The organism is Mesorhizobium sp. M0848 (genome assembly GCF_040319805.1).
Classification (GTDB): Bacteria; Pseudomonadota; Alphaproteobacteria; order Rhizobiales; family Rhizobiaceae; genus Mesorhizobium.
This window is the reverse complement of the sequence record NZ_JAMYOM010000001.1, coordinates 379,039-398,222: the sequence shown is the minus strand read 5'-3', so window position 1 is coordinate 398,222 and position 19,184 is coordinate 379,039. Positions and strand designations below refer to the sequence as shown.

16 protein-coding genes are annotated in these 19,184 nt (G+C 59.1%); 12 read left to right on the top strand and 4 right to left on the bottom strand.

Annotated elements, in window-relative coordinates:
• Positions 1–158: 158 nt before the first annotated feature.
• Both NKH95_RS01880 and NKH95_RS01875 read left to right on the top strand, forming a co-directional pair.
• Positions 159–1,487 (top strand): McrB family protein, encoded by a 1,329-nt coding sequence (locus NKH95_RS01880; RefSeq protein ID WP_352890839.1) that lies wholly within the window; start codon positions 159–161, stop codon positions 1,485–1,487.
• On the top strand, positions 1,487–2,788 hold the full coding sequence (locus NKH95_RS01875; protein ID WP_352890837.1) for a 5-methylcytosine restriction system specificity protein McrC: 1,302 nt from the start codon (positions 1,487–1,489) through the stop codon (positions 2,786–2,788). Before NKH95_RS01880 ends, NKH95_RS01875 begins: the two co-directional genes overlap by 1 nt.
• A 3-nt stretch (positions 2,789–2,791) precedes the next feature.
• On the opposite strand, the gene NKH95_RS01870 is transcribed toward NKH95_RS01875, so the two are convergent.
• Entirely contained in the window at positions 2,792–5,155 is a 2,364-nt protein-coding gene (locus NKH95_RS01870; protein WP_352890835.1) for a DNA cytosine methyltransferase, read from the bottom strand.
• Positions 5,156–5,345: 190 nt separating this feature from the next.
• Between NKH95_RS01870 and NKH95_RS01865 the strand changes: the two genes are divergently transcribed.
• The 4 genes from NKH95_RS01865 (at position 5,346) to NKH95_RS01850 (ending at position 7,570) form a co-directional block, all read left to right on the top strand.
• Complete coding sequence (locus NKH95_RS01865) at positions 5,346–5,639, top strand: helix-turn-helix domain-containing protein (protein ID WP_352890833.1); 294 nt, start codon at positions 5,346–5,348, stop codon at positions 5,637–5,639.
• A 118-nt stretch (positions 5,640–5,757) separates the two neighbouring features.
• Entirely contained in the window at positions 5,758–6,897 is a 1,140-nt protein-coding gene (locus NKH95_RS01860; protein WP_352890831.1) for a hypothetical protein, read from the top strand.
• A 26-nt stretch (positions 6,898–6,923) separates the two neighbouring features.
• Positions 6,924–7,283 (top strand): hypothetical protein, encoded by a 360-nt coding sequence (locus NKH95_RS01855; RefSeq protein ID WP_352890829.1) that lies wholly within the window; start codon positions 6,924–6,926, stop codon positions 7,281–7,283.
• Complete coding sequence (locus NKH95_RS01850; RefSeq protein ID WP_352890827.1) at positions 7,280–7,570, top strand: hypothetical protein; 291 nt, start codon at positions 7,280–7,282, stop codon at positions 7,568–7,570. The genes NKH95_RS01855 and NKH95_RS01850 overlap by 4 nt, the downstream gene beginning before the upstream one ends.
• 419 nt (positions 7,571–7,989) lie before the next feature.
• On the opposite strand, the gene NKH95_RS01845 is transcribed toward NKH95_RS01850, so the two are convergent.
• On the bottom strand, positions 7,990–8,451 hold the full coding sequence (locus NKH95_RS01845; RefSeq protein ID WP_352890825.1) for a hypothetical protein: 462 nt from the start codon (positions 8,449–8,451) through the stop codon (positions 7,990–7,992).
• A gap of 229 nt (positions 8,452–8,680) precedes the next feature.
• Between NKH95_RS01845 and NKH95_RS01840 the strand changes: the two genes are divergently transcribed.
• A complete protein-coding gene (locus NKH95_RS01840; RefSeq protein WP_352890823.1) occupies positions 8,681–9,364 on the top strand; it encodes a hypothetical protein in 684 nt (227 codons plus the stop codon).
• Positions 9,364–9,744 carry a hypothetical protein gene (locus NKH95_RS01835; protein WP_352890821.1) on the top strand — a complete coding sequence of 127 codons (381 nt, stop codon included), beginning with the start codon at positions 9,364–9,366 and terminating at the stop codon, positions 9,742–9,744. Before NKH95_RS01840 ends, NKH95_RS01835 begins: the two co-directional genes overlap by 1 nt.
• Positions 9,745–9,847: 103 nt before the next feature.
• Here NKH95_RS01835 and NKH95_RS01830 read toward each other — a convergent pair whose 3' ends face one another.
• Together NKH95_RS01830 and NKH95_RS01825 are read right to left on the bottom strand one after the other, a co-directional pair.
• Positions 9,848–10,441, bottom strand: coding sequence for an SOS response-associated peptidase (locus NKH95_RS01830; RefSeq protein WP_352890869.1), 594 nt, complete (start codon positions 10,439–10,441; stop codon positions 9,848–9,850).
• Positions 10,442–10,507: 66 nt separating this feature from the next.
• Entirely contained in the window at positions 10,508–10,771 is a 264-nt protein-coding gene (locus NKH95_RS01825) for a DUF982 domain-containing protein (protein WP_352890819.1), read from the bottom strand.
• 209 nt (positions 10,772–10,980) lie between these two features.
• On the opposite strand from NKH95_RS01825, the gene NKH95_RS01820 reads away from it, so the two are divergent.
• The 4 genes from NKH95_RS01820 to NKH95_RS01805 all read left to right on the top strand — a co-directional run bounded on the left by NKH95_RS01820 (position 10,981) and on the right by NKH95_RS01805 (position 19,184).
• On the top strand, positions 10,981–12,519 hold the full coding sequence (locus tag NKH95_RS01820) for a hypothetical protein (RefSeq protein ID WP_352890817.1): 1,539 nt from the start codon (positions 10,981–10,983) through the stop codon (positions 12,517–12,519).
• Positions 12,437–12,928 (top strand): hypothetical protein, encoded by a 492-nt coding sequence (locus tag NKH95_RS01815; RefSeq protein WP_352890815.1) that lies wholly within the window; start codon positions 12,437–12,439, stop codon positions 12,926–12,928. Before NKH95_RS01820 ends, NKH95_RS01815 begins: the two co-directional genes overlap by 83 nt.
• 172 nt (positions 12,929–13,100) lie before the next feature.
• Positions 13,101–13,727, top strand: a complete 627-nt coding sequence (locus NKH95_RS01810; protein ID WP_352890813.1) for a hypothetical protein — start codon at positions 13,101–13,103, stop codon at positions 13,725–13,727.
• Between the two features lie 609 nt (positions 13,728–14,336).
• A complete protein-coding gene (locus NKH95_RS01805) occupies positions 14,337–19,184 on the top strand; it encodes a protein NO VEIN domain-containing protein (protein ID WP_352890811.1) in 4,848 nt (1,615 codons plus the stop codon).

Genomic DNA, 19,184 nt, shown 5'->3' with positions numbered 1-19,184 from the left:
CGATCGCTCCAAGGGCGGGCGCGACAGAGTGAGATGTTTTCGTCCCAATGCGGAGTTTCTGCAAGATAAGTTTAGGATATCTAAGCTCCACAGGCCTCAGAGCGTGACTCTGTCAAAATATCCAGCCATTCTCCAGCCGGGAAGCGGGGGAAGGTAAAATGGCTGTCATGAAGGTCTTTGCCGGCCCACCTGGCACTGGCAAGACGTGGCGTGCCGCCCGCGAGGCGGTGGAAATCCTCCGACCGGCGACGCCGGAGGCAGAAATTCAGCGCGTGCACCAAGAACTGGTCCAAGAAGGTCGCATTATCTGGGTCACGTTTCATCCAAGCTATTCGTATGAGGACTTCGTCGAAGGCTTTCGGCCCGAGGAAACGCCAAGTGGGAATGTTGTCTATTCGATAACGCCTGGTCCGTTTCTTCGAGCCTGCGAAGCTGCGAGCTCTGCCGTGAGTGCCAATCGCTTTAGCATCGGGCAAAAGCTTGGACCTTATCGGGTAACCCACATCGAAGCTGGCGGGTTGGTGCTTGAGTCCGTGGTTAAGAGAACAGACTCTGTTGCAACAGAAGAGGACAAACCCGCACAAGGCTTTGTCGATTTTTGGACCCTGAGGCGATTTGCAGAGCACAATCTGTCGGCCTCTGATTTTCGGCTTGGCGGCACGAAAAATGCGCGACGGCAGGTCGTTTCTCGCCTGACTGGTCTGCCCACAACCGAATTCACCAACGCCAGCCGACACGCCGCAGTTTACGAAGCACTGCAGGCGGAAGGCCTTCCGGTCAAGGCGACCGAGGTCGTACTCGTGATCGACGAGATCAATCGAGCCGACCTCAGCAGAGTGTTCGGCGAACTCATAACCTTGCTGGAGTTCGATAAGCGACAGGGTGCCTCGGAAGAGCGGCAGGTAAACCTGACGTACTCGGGCAAGCCGCTCTCCGTTCCAGCGACGCTATCTATCGTCGGGACCATGAACACAGCTGACAAGTCACTCTCTACCGTCGATCTCGCCCTTAGGCGACGCTTTGAGTTCATTATGGTGCCACCGAACCCGGAGCTGGTCGCCGCAGCCTATGGTGGGTTGAAGGTTCGAGAAATGTTCACGGGTATGAATCGGAGACTGACGGCTCTCAACGGCAGTGAGAACCTGATTGGTCATGCAGACTACTTGGAAGCGAAACTCGAGGAGCTGCGCCAACGGGAAGGCTATTTGGCAGATGACGCCGGGCGCCGGGCTGCGTTGGCGCATACACTTCGCAACAAGACCCTGCCGTTTCTGATCGATCTGTTTCGTGGTGAGCTGGGTCTGGTCAGGTTCGTGATCGGCGCCGAGTTGTTCGACGAGGATGCGCTCGCCGACCTGAGTGAAAACCTTCAGGTTTTGGGCAAGCTCGATGCAGAACCGGTGCTGACACCGGCGAAATGGTGGGACCCTAAGTCCGTTGCATGGGACCTCCAACGTTTCGCAGCGCGACTGGGCTTACCTGACTGATGCTGCACCGCATCACGCCCGTTGTGACGGCGGTGGAGTACGGACGCGTCGCGCTGCCGCCGGGGCTGGATACGCCGCGTACGCGCGAGCGGCTTGAAGCCGCCGGCTTGCGTGCCGGGCTGAGGACCTTCGAAACCAGGGGACGCAGCCTCTATGCGGTGGGGGTCGTCGGCGTCGTCGATGTCGGCAACGTTATCGTAGAGATTTTGCCAAAGACATCAGATGGGGCCACTGCTTCGAACGGCACCGCCTTTCTCAGCAACTTGCTTCGCTTCACGGACGCTGGGGATGCGCTGACACTGACCGAAGCGGCGATCGCCGACACCGACGGCAGCTTTCTCGAACTGATTTTGGCGTGGGCTGCGCGAACATTGGATCGGCATCTGCGAGACGGATATCCTCGTCGCTACACCCCTCGGGAGGAGCTTTCCAATGCTGTTAGGGGGCGGGTACAGTTGCGTCATCTCGCGCGTCTGAGGCCCGGTCGTGGCTTTGAACTGACAGTACGCCACGCTCCACTAGGAGACGACAATGTGATTGGTCGGACCGTTAAGTGGCTGGCCGGCGAAATTGCGCGCCGAACACGAAGCTTGCAGACGCGAATGCGTTCCCTTCATCTATTGCAATCGCTCGGCTCAGTCGGCGACACTCCACCGTCAGTTCGCGATCTCGATCGCCTTGTCCTGACACCGATCGAAGAGCGCTGGCGTCCACTCATCACTTTCGCGCGAACACTGCTCGCGCAAGGCTCACCCGACCCGGCGCGAGGGGGTCGTCTTCCTGCGGTCGCAGTCCTGTTTAGATTGCACTATTTGTTTCAGGCGGCCGTCCGACGCGTGCTGTCCGAGGGTCTTCAGAGACATGATCTGGTTCTGCAACGGGGACAGAAATCCCTTCTGGCTTCCGCCGGCGATGGTACCGACCTGATCCGCCTTCGACCGGATTTTATGCTGGCACCTAGGTGCTGTTCGAATCCCTCGGTCGTTGGTGATGCCAAGTGGAAGCGTATCCTCGAAGCAAATGGCCCTCCGCGACTGGGCGAGGCTGACGCTTACCAGGTCACGACCTATCTGGCTGCGTTAAAGGCGCACTCTGCCTTCATTGTCTCACCGCTCAGTTCGCCCGAGCTCGACGTGCTCCGCGCAGAGTCTTTTCTTGTGGAGGGGGTAGCGCGGCGACTGACTTTGATAGGCGTTCATTTGCCGACGCTGATCTCGGACAGCCTGCGAGGAGATGCATTACGGCGCAGGTTGTGTGTCGAAATTGCGAACGGAACAAAAACCGAGCCCGTCGCGGCGTGATCGTCACGCCCGCTGTCGACCTCGACCGGCACGCCAAGCAGCCTCCCGCTGACTGAGCACATGTGACACTCTGCCTGCGATGGCATAACTGAGCATGGGTGGCACCGCGTTGCCAACCATTTTGAAAGCGTCCGTCAGCGCTGCGTCACCCAGAGCAAACCAATCTGGGAAACTCTGTACACGGGCAGCTTCACGGGCAGAAATAGTCCTTGGCGCCGACGGATGCACATAGGCATAGGTATCCTTGCCCATATGACTAACCATGGTTTTGGCTGGGCGGGATGCATCCATCCTTGCCACCCAATCTCCATGATTGCCTTCACGCTTTGCAAGATATGTCCCGGTTAGAAGATGGTGCGGCGCGCCAAGTTTCTCGCCCACTTGCTCCAAAAGCAATCTTAACGGCAACGCGCCGTTGACCCGGCTCTCCAGTGCAATAAGTGACTCGCGATCCGGCAGCATTTCGCCGGCTCTTCGAGCGGCCCTTGCTGCTGTTTCATAGGCGCCGATCGGCATTGCAAGCAGTGCTTTGACAAGGTTGCCCAGGTCGTTGGTCGTTTGAGCGTCGTCCGCGCGATAGTCCATCCAACGCTTTCCAGGACCCATCAAAGCAAAGAACGCAGCATCGTCCGCTCGAGCCGCCCTGGCGGCGTGGGCGTCTACCGCCGCGGGAGGAACCGTTGTTCCAGGGCGCGGTTGACGAATCCATCGGATGAAAGGATGGTCGCCAATGGCCGCGTCGTCCACGATCGTATGGGCCGCCATTGCATCGCCGCTCTTTAAGTCACCGCCGACGACGCCCGGGGCTGGAAGTCCAGCCAATGCCAGCGACAGCGGCGCTTCGCGGGCGCGTCCCAGTGTCAGACAACTGGCTGCTTCCCTAGATGCACTTCCAGTGCCGCCTTTAGCCAGCACACCCGCCATAAAGTAGCGCTGACGTGTTTGGGGGATGCCAAACTTGGAGGCGTCCAGGATCTTCGATGCAACCTCATAGGTCGCTTCGCCCTCCGACATGTTGGCAATGGCCTCTGCGAGCACCTCGGTTGCCTGAAACTGGACCCCGTCAGCCTTTACGACGGACTGGAAATGCTGAACATTCTCGAAAAGGAAGGCGTCGGGCCTCAAGGCACCCAGCACCATCACGTACCGCTGAAACAGAAGGTTCCGTGCGTCCCCCGCCTCCGCGTTTCCATGAACATGGACTCTGGCCTCACGAAGGCTGCGGATTTTGCCGCGACCGATCCTACTGAAGCCTTGACAGGGCGGGCCGCCAACCAAAACTGAAACGCGCGCTCGTTCGTCGTAGAGGCTACGAACCTTCGTTGCAAAATGCTCGTCTTCAAAAAGCGCCCTGCGTAATGCGAGTCGTTGGGCGCGCCAGCGGACCCATACAACTCGAACGGCCAACATGGCTTCGCTGCCCAGAAAACTTACGAATCCACTTACACGGCGGGCTGATGCTGTAAGTTGACCACGTCCATCGGCGTCGCGTTTGGCGGACAAAGCAACAACCTCTTCGTCCCATTCCCACTCAGCCTGTTTTATACAGGTTGCTTCAGTCTTCGCCTTTTTTTTGCGAGTCTTTCCGAGACTGCTTTCCGGCTCGCCCCACAGCAGCGGGGGCATCGCCGCTACCTTTAACGAAGGTCGTGGCAGATGGAGCTTGTCATGGAAGCCAATGACGGACGTTTGGTTGAGCGCTTGCCGATCCAGACGCTCGCACGCGGAGCGCCATTCGGGCATTGATCGGACTGCGTTGAGTTCATCCAAAAACATCCGATCCACAGTGGCGATTGCATCGAGGAACGAGGGAAACGCACCGTTTTGCAGCCCATGCAACAATGCCTTCAGTGGGGTGTCACCCAACACGTTGGCCGCATGCTGTAAATAGAATGTTAGAAACTCAGCCTCGTTCGTGAACTCTGTCAGATCCGTAATGCGACCGATGGGGTGGTCTCCGTGACCGACTTGTACAGCATTGCGGTTGAGTGTCGCTATAGGGGCCGCCTGATTGTCGAGCGCCAGAATCGTGCGAAAGTATTTGCCGTCACCCAACAGATCGAAGCCGAGACTGAGCCCTCCACAACCCGAAAAGATGTCAACCACGAGACGGGGCTGCTTCGGTGGTTTCGCAGCTTCTTCATCGACTCCGTCGACTTCGATCTTGGTCCCGGCGGTCGGCAGCACGAACACGTTGGACGGCTCGCGTCGGCCTGCGAGCCAATTTTCATACTTTCGAGCGGAGTCGCTCCGTACATGCTCACCAGCCAGGTGGTTTTGGAGGGTGGCTGTACCCACTCCAATTGCAGCTGCCGCAGCCTTCAAGGCCGTACCACGCTTTTCCATTGCTTCGGCGACACGACTCATAAGTGAGCCGGGCGCCGGAGGCGTAGGATTATGATTCGTCATCTTCCCCATTTTCGCATGATACCCAACCTTTCGGGCCGGGGTGAAATTTTTTGCCGTTAAAACGGGGCTTTGCGAGGTGCCCCAATGGCGGGCGTATACACACTGCCAGTGTGTAGCGTATTGTGCGATCTGAGGCAAGATTCTGTATATGGGGACGAATGATGAACTTCTGGCTGCCGGCCAAGAAATAAGACGGTGCAGGATGTCTCAAGGCTTGAGCCAGGAGCAGCTTGCCGAGCGAGCTGGATTGCATCGGAATTACATTGGTTTCCTTGAGCGTGGAGAGCGTAACGCGAGCCTGAGAACGTTGTTGGCCGTGGCCACCTCACTTGGCGTCAGTCTCGGCGAGCTCTTCGCCAACGTTCCAAAAGCTGATACCCTCAAGCTGACCTCCAAAAATAGACGCAAGGCTTTGATTCGCCGACCTGAGCCAAGACAATGAACAATGCTCCCTTTGGGTATGCGATTTGGCCCTGATTTCATTCTGGAGAGATCGACCCGAGGAGATTCGACGGCTGGATCTGCGGCAAATACTTGCGCTAGCCGGAGACGGACATCTCTTGGACGAAACGGAATGTTCAGTCGAACTTCGAGCTTTTCTTTCAGAAGTTGAGGCCGAGGAATTAGAACGCTACGTGACTGAGTGTCTTGCGCCGACCGCCGGCAGAAGTCGCCAAAAGATCCGCCGGCGGTTTGATGACAGCGGATTTGTGCTTCAGGATGTCGTCAACGAAATCGGCCGCCGCCTTGATTTCGCGGTGACCAACGGCGTTTATCAGGGGCGACCTCACCTGACGGGGTTTGACGGGATATGGCGTGACGGGTCAGGTACCGACCTCGTCATCGAAGTCAAAACCACAGACACATACAGCATTTCTTTGGACACCGTGGACCGATATCGTCGCGACCTTATCGAAAAGGGCGTAATCGCTGACGGTAGTGCAGTGCTCTTCATAGTGGGACGCGACGACACAGGCGCCCTTGAGGCTCAAATCCGCGGCTCGCAACATGCGTGGACGATGCGTATGATCGGCGCCGCCAGCCTCATCCGACTGCTTCACGTAAAGGTCAATGCCGAGTCGCCATTCGTCGTCGACAGGATCCGATCGATAGTAAGGCCGATCGAATACACACGTGTAGACCGAATTGTCGACCTGATGTTTGAAGTGCGCGCTGATACGGATGATCCGGCGCCGGAGCCTGAGAGTTCCGATATCATCCAGTCCTCCGACATCCAAGGAACTTCACCAAGATCTCATCGGGCATCTGCTCCGACAGCCGGAATCGAGTCACTCAGGCAGGCCGCCGCCGACGTGGTTTCTGAATACCTGATTGTTCGTCTTACCAGGAGGCGGCGATCATCTTTCGAAACCGCAAATGACGCCGTGCGAGCGGTCGTCTCGGTCTCCAAGCGATATAATCGCGACTACCAATCTTATTGGTATGCATTCTACGACACCCAGCGAGCTTACCTGACTGATGCGACGTCAGGATATCTCGTCCTTTGTGCGGCCGATACTGGTCGCGTGTGGACGGTGCCTGTCTCCGTTATCGAACCTCTTGTGAGAAGTATGAACTCGACCACCCGGGCAGATGGCCAGATATACTGGCACGTGCTGACCAAGCTGGCCGGCCATGACTGCGTGCTGGTCGCAGGAGATCAGGAACTCACTCTTACGCCCTACGAGGCCTCGCGGTAAGACGCAAGCGGAGTTTGAGTACTCGCTTGTTCGGTAACGACGGCTACAATCTGATCGTCCTTAAGCGAGTTTGGGGCGACCTGCAGATCCGAGCCGCCGGCCTTGCGCTTGCACCCGGTTTCCGCGATCCTGACAAGATGCGACGTTCACCTCTTGGATTTTTGCTGGCGCTGGGAAAAGGACGGTTGGCCCAAACCGGAGCGGAGGATTGGGAACCGGTGTCGACGGTCGCCACAGGCTGTGTTCCCGAGGTGTACTACCCGCCAGAGGAGTTGGAACGGCAGCGTGAGAACACGAGGCGAGCAACCGAACACGCCACCGCCTACATCACCGCAGAATTGGAAAAAGGCAAAAGGGCGCAGAGAACGGCGCCACAGCAGATATGACCCGCATATCCTTTGCCGAGGAGCTTGAAAGCGCCGCAGATCGCATAAAGGACATGTCGCGGCCGGATCTGCAGATCATCCTTCGTCGCGCGGCTTTGATGCTCGGGAATGTTGCTGGCGTTTGCCTGGAGCCGGCGACTGAGGATGCACTTAACGACATAGCTGCCGAGATGAAAGTGGGCCGATCCGACCTCATACAGATTGTGTTGCGCGAGTGGCTGGAGACGAACGCCTATCTCCCCGTGCGCGCCATTGACGAGGAGAGCGAAACCGACGGAAGTGCGTAGTGGTGATGGCGCCATCCTCATTCGTCTTGCCGGACGACGCGTGCTCACTGGCTAATCTCCGCGCCGGCGATCGGCGGCGCTCTAAGGAAGAACGGCGTATAAACCGCAGTCCTGCGCGCGGCCGCAACAGCGGATCGCTGTCGCGCGTAGGACGGAGGAAATTCGCCCCCGCCGCAGGCGGTGAACGGGACAGCCGTAGGAGCGTCAGCATAGCGCCGGCCGCAGGACGGGACGCGGGACCGACTGTCCCCGTCCGCGGCGGTCCGCATGTTTCTTGCGTCAGGATGGAAGCCGACCGGCCGAGATCGCGCAAAGTTCCAGTTCTCGACAGTCCGGTCGCTGATCGGCGACGATGCGATAGGATTGACCAGTACCACCGACGGGTTTGCAGAGAAGAAATCGATCGGGTCTTGCTCCTCTCAATTGCGTGGCAGCTTATGAATTTCCAGCCTGACAGGCCCGCCCCTGTCACAACTCGTGCAGAAAAGCGCGCGCTCGACCGAACTGAACAGAGCGCCTCCTCCATAGCGCTTGATGAGGCCGGCAGGCTTCACCGTTGCATGGTGCGAACAGGATCTGCACCAAGCCCGCAACACATGCCATTCGCGAAGATCTCCGAGCGCCACATCGAGGCCGGCGTGAACGCTGCCGTCGATGATGGTCTGTGGCGAGATCTTCATCTCGCCTGGTGTCAGGATTTTCTCCATGACATGCCGACTGTTGTAGTGGATCAGCAACATGCCCGGCCGACGCCGGATGGCGGCTTGCCAGGCTGCCTGGCTGACCGTTGAATCGGGGGAACGCGAAATGGTTTCTGCCAAAGCCTGCTCCTCGCGATCCCAGACCTCGATCCGAAAATTGTCTTCCGCTGTTTTCGCCATAGCTTCGCCGGCCAGCGCGATTGACGCCGAGCCATGGTCCTTTGCTGCTCCAGATCACACTGAAATAAGGAACATATTCCTGTCTCGTCAAGGGCGCGCTTGACTCTTTGTTCTCATTTTGTTCACATTGGCCGGGTTAGACCATAGGAGGCGAGCCATGGAACTTCGCTTGAACATTGAGGACGCAACACCCCAAGAGCTCGCACGCGGCATCGCGGCAGCCGAAGCAGTGTTTTCACGCGCCGGCATTACGGCTTTGCAAGGCGCGGAAGGGCTGTTTGCGTTGGAAGGGTGGGATATCAAAGGCTTTCCGGAAGACGACGAGCCTACCGAGGACGAGAACCGGGCCGCCACAGTCTGGCTGGAGGCCGACGAGGCTGCGGCGGCGGCATGTTGTGCGGGCTGGCCGGAGGACAAGGTTCCCCACCATCAGGTCATGGAACTGATCAACGTTCCCCGCACGAAGTTGCAAGCCGAGGCGATTCCAGACACCTGGCCAGAACGGAAGCAACTCTATCCTGACGTCGTCAAGCGGCTGGAGTTCACGCCCGGCCCCGACCGCCAGATCGATTTCGATATTGCCTTCGTTCTCGGTTGGGTTCCCGAGCGGCCGACGCTGGATCGCGTTGAGCCCCTTTCGGAAGATGGAGACCGTATCCCCTTCTTCACCAGCGACCTTGCCCAGGTCGAAGAGATGGCTCGCAAGGCGCTCAAGGATTGGACAATCGAGATTGACCGGGATCCCTGTGATGCCCACGTTTTCGACCCTGCGGCCGGCGATGACGATGATGAATTGCGCATCGCGGCTTGGCGTGATTTCGACGGCTCCTTGCATATGGAGAAGCCGCCGGCAAATCCTGCAGTCGCGCTGACGCTGGCAATGATGCGCGGCCAGTCAATGCATTTCGAATAGTGGTCAAACGCAGTCGGGGCTCACCAACGCCATCGGTCATAGACCGCGACTGGCCACATCAGGTTGCGCTGCCGGATGACCTCTGCACCGACCCGAACTTCACCATGATCGCGACGTTCTGCCAGGAACGAGGGCTTAAGCACCAGACGCGGCATGTGCAGGCGATATGGCCGAACGGCAAATATGAAACCTATCGGCTCCATTGCTTCACCGATGCGGCATCAGCAAAGGCGTTCCTTGATCACTTCGAGGGACTGATGTTCGATCCGAGGCGGGATCGGGAGAATGGAAAGGTGCGAGGCGTCTGGCGCCGCACGGGCGAATACACGCCGGTTCTCGACCTCGGGCCGCTCAGCGTGCCGGAGATCTTGCGCAGCTAATGCATGTCGCCCAAAAGTGTGGCCCGGGTTTGCGGCAACGACATGCACAAGCAAAGACCCAAAGCGTGTCCCCTGAATCCGTTCAAACGCGATGCGCTTTAAGTCACGAGCTTTCGGGGCGAACTGTCTCGACCGAGAGCGATCCGGCCGGAAGCGGCCGCAAGAGCTCAGCCTCAGGCTTTGTCAAATTGATCCAGGCCGCCCAATTCTCGGGCTGAAGGACCACAACCTGCCGATTGTGATATGGCACGACATCCGGTCCGGGATCCGTTGTCAGCATGGTGAAGCTGGGCGGCTTGTTGCCGACAGCTTCTTGCCAAAGCCCTGCGACGGCCATGAACGGAGAGCCGTTTAGCGTGAAGCGATGTTTCGCCTTCGGATATTTCGTGCCTGTAAATTCGAAGAATGCGGACGCGGGAATGAGGCAGCGTTTGCTGTTTCCGAATTGCCGGCCTTCGGAGCGGAAGTTGAACACGGGGCCGCCCTTTGGTCCGGCAGGCGGAAATCCGAACGTCATCGAGGCGAGTTCGATCGCATCGCCGGCAGCGCGCATTATGGGTGCCGGATCATTGATGCGGACGTCGTCTGCCTTTGGCAAATCGAGTTCGCTCTGAGAGCTGGGGATCTTGAGCGCCAGGGACGCCATCATCCGGCAATACTCAGCCCAAATGACATGCTGTTCGTAATCGTTGCACATGGACGGCTCCAGAATGGGGCGATTCACACTAGGGCATACTGAGACGCGATGGAAAGCGGCTGGCACTCAACCCCACGGATCCCGTTCAACCAGAATATCGGCCTCCTTTGCAGCCTCAAGGAAGGCCTTGCGAGCGTCGCGGGTTTCTTTGAGCCCCTCGAGAACGCCAAGGCAGGCTTTGCGGGCTGCGACATGCCTCTTGCCGGTTATCGCCGGCCATCGGTTCAGCAATATGTCCGCTGCCTGGGCTACTCGCTCAACGGTATAGACCGTGTTCCGAGACCTGCCGAGGGCCACGCGTACAGGCTTTTCAAACCGTTGGCCTTGCATGCAACCTCCTGAGCGCGAACACGACTCAATTCGCCATCAGGAGATAGGTTCCTGTTCTGGAGCGAAGCCGACACAGTACGGCTCGGTAGGACGCAATTGACGTCGTGCGCAGGCCGCTCTCTGCCATTTCCTGCGATGCGCACAGAACGGCCCTGACTGGTCAATTGCCGACGGATTGTCTACCAGCAACCTGATTGGAGGGGATGGCCATGCGATGGGATGACAAGAAGACGCCGGCGCTGTGGGGGTTGTTCTATCGGCTCGGATCGGGTGCCAGCCGAGGCAAGGGGCGCAGGATCATTGTCTTCGAGTCAGATGCTGTTTCCACCGGGCTCGTTCACGAGGCAATCGACGAACTTCGCGTCGAGGAGAACTTCAGGCTCGCTACCGCCGAGGACCTGGTTGCTATTGCTGCCCTCGTCGGGAGAGCAGTAAAGAACGGCGACGCCGCGACGGCCGGACTGATCAGCGGACTGCAGGGCGTGGTGAACCAACGATGGGACCTCGCGAGAGAGCTTGCGGCTGTTTCCTTGGCATACGGGCAGCGCCGACGACAGGTGATGCTGGCGCTCCCACAGCTGGTAGCCTCTCCGGAGATGCTCGATGCGATTTGCGACGTTCTTGAGGATGACGATCTCACCTATCTGGGCAGCGATCTCAACTTCGCCTCGCTTTCGGTGCCGACACGCGATCAGATCCGGCGCTTGCTGACACTTGCCCACAAGGAAATCGGTCGCGATCTCGCCGCCGTCGCGATGCGTTCGATGAGCAGACTCCAAGGCTGGTCCTCTTGGTTGAAGCTCCTCGGTTTTCTCTTCATCCATCCGGAGCTTGCTGGGCCGAGACGACCGATCAAGCCCCACTATGACACCGACCGGCACAATGGGCCTCTGCCGCCGGCGATGTCGGAGTTATGGGACGTACTGATCTCCGACGCACGGGTGCGAGATGTCGCCCGAATGGTGCAGGACCTTGATGGCGTGCTGAGGAACGCACCACCAGATATGCGAACCGTCTATTCGAACGACATGCTTTCGCTGATCGGGAACAACGGCGACCTGCGCAAGGCCGCGATCGAAGCTCTGTTATGGTTCGGAAGGGGACGGAGCGGCGACTTCGCCCTCTACACCGTCACGGAGATGGTACGTTCGGACGACGCTGCGCTTGTGCAGGAACTGACGAACCATCCCGATCGCGAAACGCAGTATCGCGCCAAGCAGGTCGCGCTGGCCATCGATCAGGAATTTGGTGAGGGGCGTGCATGGCCCAAGCCGAAACGGATCGGGGTCGCCGATCGCCTCTATGGCCTAACCCTGTCGCAAAACGACGGAGCGCAGAATGGGCGCACATGGTTGGGCGACAATCTGCTGGAGAGCATGATCGAGCGGACGGTCTTGGATCTCGAGACGCAGGTCGCCAAAGAATACCCTCTTCATCACGGTGTCGGGGAAGAGAAGCTGATGGAGCGCTTCTTTACTATGCCTGTCGGATCGGTTCGAGGCTCTCGATCTGGCCTTCCTGGACACAGCCAGAGCCTTGGGTCGTGGACGACGAACGAGCGTCCGGCTGCAGTATCGCTCGATCGACAAGTCGGAGGAGGGCAAGCCCGGCATAGCCAGAGCTGGGCAAGAAGGACCATCGAAGACTTTCGCGGCGGATTTATGCTTGATCATCGATCCGCACCTGAACGGAAAACCGCTAGGACGACGTGCAACGCTTGTGCAGGCGAAGCGCCTCTATCCGCGTGATCGAGCCGATGCGTCCAAGGGCTGGAACCACTCGTACCAGTTGGATACGCAACAGACCACCGATCTCGTCCGTCAGACAAATTCGTCGATCTTCCTTTTCCAGGGGCCGGGGCTCGGCGGCCGCGGTCTGCCCGTGCTGCCCGCCCAATTGGTGAGCGACCTGGCGTACAACCAGAGCGCCACAGGAAACGTGCTCGCCGCGGATGCCGTCGGCACCGCGTCGCGGTCGTTCGCGGACTGGTTCACCTACGACCTGCTGGCACTGCGTGTCGGCGACCCGTACGCGCCTCTCGTGGCCAAGGCTGAAAAATCCTTGGGGTCCATGCCCTACGACCTTTTCCGCTACGGCGCCGTGGAAGTGCAGGTGATCGTGGACGAACCAATCAAGGGCGGTGACATCGAATCATAGGCGGTGCAGATAGCGCCGGAGGCGAGCAGATCGCGAGCCTGATCTGGGTGGGGTGCAGATAGATGAAGATCCCTGGCAACAGTGCCAAGCGGCGACCGCTGTTGCGCGGATCTGCTCAGCGTGCCGCAGCGTGTCACTCCCTCTAACTCACATGTCTATTTGGAGCATAGGTATGGTCGGTGAGATCGATTTGGTGAATGTCGGGGCGGCGTCTGGAAGGTTCTTTCGGCTCTACCACGCGCACTGTGTCTCACCGAATCCTGATACGCTGTTTTCGTTGCTTGAGGCCGGACACAGTCTGAACGATCGACTGAAGGTTGGAGTAGACCTCGATTTCTTCGATGTTCAGGAATTTACGGCGCTCAAGTGCCTTAGGAACTACTTCCATCACCAACAGGAATTGCGGCACGTCATCAGGCTCGTTCCGATCGGGGACTACCCGATCGTGGCGGATTTGATGACATTGTGCCTCGTGCCGGGCGATATCGTCACCGCGGCGATTGAAGAGACAAGAGGACGGCGCCAAGAAGAAACGCGGCAAGCCTGTCATGACGTGTTCCACTGGTATGGCACGCTCGTGAACATCAACCCGTCCCTGTTCAACTTCGTAGTCTTGGCTTACGAGCGTCTGAAGAATCGAGGTGTCCCACTAGCTGGAGAAGCGGTTGAAGAATTCGAGGCCAGTTATCACCGTGAAGAAGAGAATGGCCTTCCGCACATTGTCGACGGAAGACTGGCGACGCTGGCTGGAGACATCAACGAACTCTTGACTGACATTATGAACACTAAAGGGTTCTAACGGCTGGAATAACGTTCATTCGCGCGGCGCGAACGGCTCCAGTTCACCTGCGGTCGCCAAACCGCCCAGTGCGCCGACAAATCAGGACTCGGAGGCCACCAGATTCGAGATTCGGCCGCGCCATCGTTCCGAGCCTGCGCCGGCCAGGCTTGGCTAGGCGCATGCTACTATTTCCAGTCGTCGCCCCAAATCATCACCGTTTGACCGGGCGCGATCCCGCGATACTGCCACACGGGCGGGAAGTACGTGATGGCCGACACGTTGGACCACGGTCATGTCGTTTTGAACAAATAAGCTTGGCCCATCTCCGCTTGTAGGTCGAGCATGAGGTTGACCACCTGGGCGTTGGGCGAATTCTCACTGTCATGCCCAATCGAATTTGTGCTTCCAACCAAGCATTCGCGAACTAGTCGGGTCGTCAGGGTCTGGCAGGAACTGTGGACCGTGTCACCTCGCCCTAATCTTTAAGCGTTGGCACCTTTCGCGGGGCTCGTAAGATTGCTACTCGACTATGTGGCGTTCTTGCTTGTCCCGTTGAGGGACGTCGGGGTCTTGGCGCTGCCAGCGGTTGGGGTGTTGCCGTTTGTTGGAAGACCTCGGGGGGTAAGCATGCTGAACGCGGAAGAGGTGACGGATCCCTCGAAGCCTATCACACTCAATTACGAGGCGGATCTGCTGGGCAACATCCAGCAGGCTTTGGCTGGTCTCCAAGGCTTCGGGATCATGGCGCTCGAGCTCATCCAAAATGCGGATGATGCAGGAGCAGATAGTCTGGTCTTCGACGTGACTGATGGAGGCTTGTTCGTCCGGAACAACGCGGAATTCTCGACATGCGGTCTTCGCGAGATCCGTTGTCCGTGGGAGCGGGACGGCGACCCTGAAGACCATAAACGCGCGTGCAATTTTCACGCGATCTCGCGCATGGGTAGCCGAAACAAGATCCGGGTCGCCTCGCAAATCGGACGGTTCGGCATCGGCTTCGTCTCCGTCTATCAGGTAACCGATGCCCCTATCGTGCGGTCGACAGGGATCGAGATGCAGCTGATCCCGATTGACGGCTCGGGCGTAACGACGGTGATTCCCCGGAGCCAAGGAACCGAGTTCGAATTATCATGGGCCGCCTTAGCGTCTGACACGCGCAAGGGCCTGAACGCATCGCCGACACCCCCTGATGTCGTCCCGCTCGTCGTCGATGCGATCGCAGAGGTCATGGTACGGGGACTCTTCTTTCTTCGCAGTCTCCAGAGGATCGAGCTTTTCAGAAACGGAGACCTCGTACGCTCTGCGTCCATCGCCCGGGATGGGGGTGTTGTCGACCTTGAGATCAAGCCGGAGGGCCGACATGAGAGATGGAAGATCCTGACGCGCGATGCGTCCGACCTGGCGACTGAGCGGGGAATATTTGACGACTTTCCGACGCTCCTTGAGCTGGACCGTTCGCCGATCGTAAGCATCGCCCTGCCGATCCACGAGGAGCCGGTGGAGGGCCTGCTCTATGCCTATTTGCCGACAGAGCAGGCGTCCGGTCTCCCGCTGCACATCAATGCCGACTTCTTCCCACATCCGACAAGGCGCACCATCACTTTGACGGGAGAGCAGCACGAGCGGTACTGGAACGAGCTGCTCCTCGATACGGCCGCCCGGGCACTAGCGGAGAGCTTCGAGGCGGTACGGGATCTCATCGGCCCGCGCAGGTTATGGGCGTTGGCCGCCTCTGCGTATGGCCTGAAGGACAAGCCGTCATTCAACTCCTTTTGGCTGGAGATGCAGGTGGTCGCGAAGACGTCGCGCAGTGTGCTGACCGTCGACAACGAAATGGCACTGCCGAGCGAGTGCCATCTTCCAGAACAGCTTCTCGCTGAGGGCCAGGCCGCGCTCGCTTCGATTGGCTTGAAGCTCCTTCATCCGGACCTCCGTCCTTTTTGGTCGGTATTTCAGACTCTGGCGGCGTCGCCCTTGCGTCTGGCCGCACTCGTCGCCGCCCTCGAGACTGCCGAGATCACAGCAGAATCGCCCCACCTCCGGAACCTTTGGGCTGCCGTCGATGCAATTTTGACCCAATCGAAGGGGCGCCCGGACCTTCCGACGCTGGTCGGCCGGCTGAAAGCCGTCAAGTTCATCCTCGACACCGAAGGCATGCCCGCTTCGATCGCCGACCTCTATCGTCCGACGGTGGGCATCTCGACGAAGCGAATCCATCGGTTTCTTCCACGAACGCCTCTGGTTCACCACGACGTCCTCGCGCTCGAGGCTCTTGCGGCATTGATTGACGTATACCGCTTCGACGACTTCGCCCGCGATTTTGCGACAGCGATCCCCGACGAAGAGACCGCAATCGCCGTGATTGGCCTCGGCGATGACGGTCAGCGGGAGCTCTACGATCTACTGCCCGCGTTCGTTCTGGATGGCGTTACCACGGCCTCCTGCGCCCGCGTGGCAAACACACCGCTCCTGCGAACACGTTCGGGATTCGTGGAACCCTCGCGCGGGCAGCTGCCGGGCGGGTTCGTAGATCCGGTCGGATATTTCGAGCTCGTCGACACGCGCTTGATGTCCGACGCCGTGCAGGCCTTTGCCAAGGATCATCTTCGCGTCGATGTGCTCACATTCCAAGCATATATCGACGACCATCTCGAGGACATCCTCAAGGAGGAACCGAGCCAGGAACAGTATATTGCGCTGCTGAATGAAATCCTGAAGCATCGCGCTGAACTGGATGCGGGTGGTGGCCTGCGGTCGCTAGCTGGCCTGCCCTTCGTCCGCACCCGGACCGGAACATATGTCCGGCCATCCGAGTGCTACTTCTGGTCGCCGACGATCGATGCGCTGCTGGGTGGCGACGAGCGATATTTCGTAGACGAGAATTGGATGCCTCCCGGCCAGGCTGCCGCTCGATTCCAGGATGTTCTGGAAGGCCCGCTGGGCATGCGCAGGACGGTCTCCATCGAGCATCTCGTCTCTCGCATCGATGCTGTAGCTTCGACTGGCACCATCGACGAGATTGCAGACCGGACCCAGCCAATCGTCCGCCATATCCTGGACCGCTTCGCTCGCCTGACCGCTGAAGAGCGCACTGCGCTCGAGCAGCTCAGGACGATCTCATGGCTGCCAGCTTCGCTGAACGGAGAGCGCGTTGGCGGAAACCGTTTTGCCCCGACTCTGCTCTATCGATCGTTCCGTGCCGCGGGCTATGCGTCGCAGGTAAACGTTGTTGATTTGCCAATCCTGCGAGGTGGTGGGCAGACCAGTCGTTCGCTTGTCGACTTCCTCGACTTCCTGGGACTGAAACCCGAGCCTCCGACAGAGGTCATCGTCGCCCACCTTGAACACTGTATGGAGAACGGCACTCCTGCGTCCGACGTCGTCTACGCCATGCTGAGCGAGCGGCTGGGCGGCGAAGGTGCGGCGTCCATCGATAGGCTGTCCGGAACCGCGTTCATCTACGATCCAGAGTTGGACGAGTATTTCCGTACGGATCAGGTCTTTTGGGAGCCGACCTATTTCCGAGGTTACTGGCACGCCCCCAGCCCTCGAATGCGGTTGCGCGAACCGCTGTATCGTCATCTCGGTGTCGAAGACGTTCCAACAGCCGCGAACTATGTCGCACTTCTAAAAGGCATCGCGACAAAGGCGATCATCAGCGAGATCGACGCGGATGTGCATCGGCGATGCCTCGCATGGCTCGCCAACGCGCTTGAGCGGGACGACCAGGATGCTCTGACGGAACTCCGGGCCGTCGGTCAAGAGCCTGTTCTTCTCAACCTGCTCGGCGTGACCATCTGGCCTGATGAAGCCGCTTGGCTGGATTCGCCTGTCCTTGTCGAACCATTCGCCGGCGCCCTCGACGAGCGACTTGTGTCGCCGCCCGCAGTGTCACGGATCGCGGCTACGCGCCTCTATAGGGAACTCGGAGTCGCCGGGCTCTCGGAAATCGCACGCCTCGCATTGGCCGAACTCCCTGATGGGATTCCTGCACCAGAGGCGACGGAACGTCTGCAGGCGCGCGGCGACCTTCTGCTTTGGCTGGCACCGAACGTGGAGTTTCATGATCGGCTGCGAAGCATCCTCTCTCGTATCGAGGTACAGACGGTAGAGCGGCTTCAGGTTCATGTTGAGATCGTCGAATATGATCCCGTCGTGCGTTCCCCCGTGAGTCAGGCCGACGCCTATTTCGACGCTAAATCTTCCATCCTCTATGTCCGGGCTGGACCAGGAGAGAGTTTCGACTGGTCGGCCGCCTTCAAGGCAATTTTCTCGCCGTTGGAGCAACTCACCATCGGGGTCGACATGCCGCCGGTGATCATGACGGCAGCCTATCTTGTGACCATGCCGACCAGAGATGGCGCGGAGCGTGCACTCAGGAATGCGAACTATCATCCGCCAGAAGGGCCATACGAGCATCTGCCGGAGACTGAAGAGCTCCGAGACACCCAGGACGATGACGTCGTTCAGGTATTTGAGGACGATGAGGAAGCACCCGGCTCTGGGGAAACGCAAGGCCCTGTCGACGAAAAGCCGTTCGACAAGGGTGCTGCAGGAGAAGGGGCAGGTGATGGTCACGCTGAACATCTATCGCCGCAGAAAGAAGACGAAGAAGCCCAGACTGAAGAGGTCGCGGGCACCGATGGGACGGGCGATGCGACCGGCCCGGAAGCGGCGACGCCGCCTCGTACCGGTGAAGGCGGTGACGCTGAATCCGAGGACGCACCCTTTTTGTCCAAAGCCGATCAAGGCGGGTTCGGAGCTGAACCGGGCGAATCCTCGGACGATGAAACATCTGGCGGCAGAGGCTGGGGGGCGCGACCGCGCGACCGGCAAGGTCCTTCAAGGGCCGAACGCCAGGAGCGGCGGTCTCGCCTGCTATCCTATGTGAATGCCACGCCTCGAGAGGACGGTTCCGGCGACCAACGAATGTCGGCCGAGGACATCGGTCCGCTGATCGACGACGGGGCAATCGAAGCAGTCCTCAGGTACGAGAAGCGGGCGGGCCGCGATCCGATCGAGCAGCCGCACAATAACCCGGGCTTCGACATCGTGTCGGATTTGCCGCGTCGTCTGATCGAGGTGAAAGGCCTCGAGGGGGAGTGGACGGAGCGTGGCGTGAAACTGTCACACGTACAGTTCGCGATGGCCCAGGCCTATCCGGGTGAATATTGGCTCTACGTGGTGGAGCACGCGCGTGATCTCAAGAACCAACGGGTTCATGCGATTGCCAATCCCTTTTCCAAGGTCGTCGAATACTGGTTCGATCATGGGTGGAAGGGTGTGGTCGAAGAGGTCGTTGCGGCGGCAGACCTCAACCTGGAGATTGGCGTCAGGTTGAGGCATCCCCTGTGGGGTATCGGCACCATCGAACAGATCAATCGCCACGGGCTCGCGATCTCACTTCTGATGAATTTCGGTGATGAGTCAGGCAAGCTGATCCCATTCAACTCCAGTCTCGAATTCGTGGACTGA

What these genes read in the sequence shown, in the direction of transcription:
- NKH95_RS01875 (WP_352890837.1), top strand. Translation starts at nt 1,487, where the DNA reads ATGCTGCACCGCATCACGCCCGTTGTGACGGCGGTGGAGTACGGACGC.
- NKH95_RS01805 (WP_352890811.1), top strand. Translation starts at nt 14,337, where the DNA reads ATGCTGAACGCGGAAGAGGTGACGGATCCCTCGAAGCCTATCACACTC.
- NKH95_RS01850 (WP_352890827.1), top strand. Translation starts at nt 7,280, where the DNA reads ATGACCCGCATATCCTTTGCCGAGGAGCTTGAAAGCGCCGCAGATCGC.
- NKH95_RS01810 (WP_352890813.1), top strand. Translation starts at nt 13,101, where the DNA reads ATGGTCGGTGAGATCGATTTGGTGAATGTCGGGGCGGCGTCTGGAAGG.
- NKH95_RS01880 (WP_352890839.1), top strand. Translation starts at nt 159, where the DNA reads ATGGCTGTCATGAAGGTCTTTGCCGGCCCACCTGGCACTGGCAAGACG.
- NKH95_RS01865 (WP_352890833.1), top strand. Translation starts at nt 5,346, where the DNA reads ATGGGGACGAATGATGAACTTCTGGCTGCCGGCCAAGAAATAAGACGG.
- NKH95_RS01870 (WP_352890835.1), bottom strand. Translation starts at nt 5,155, where the DNA reads ATGAGTCGTGTCGCCGAAGCAATGGAAAAGCGTGGTACGGCCTTGAAG.
- NKH95_RS01845 (WP_352890825.1), bottom strand. Translation starts at nt 8,451, where the DNA reads ATGGCGAAAACAGCGGAAGACAATTTTCGGATCGAGGTCTGGGATCGC.
- NKH95_RS01820 (WP_352890817.1), top strand. Translation starts at nt 10,981, where the DNA reads ATGCGATGGGATGACAAGAAGACGCCGGCGCTGTGGGGGTTGTTCTAT.
- NKH95_RS01825 (WP_352890819.1), bottom strand. Translation starts at nt 10,771, where the DNA reads ATGCAAGGCCAACGGTTTGAAAAGCCTGTACGCGTGGCCCTCGGCAGG.
- NKH95_RS01830 (WP_352890869.1), bottom strand. Translation starts at nt 10,441, where the DNA reads ATGTGCAACGATTACGAACAGCATGTCATTTGGGCTGAGTATTGCCGG.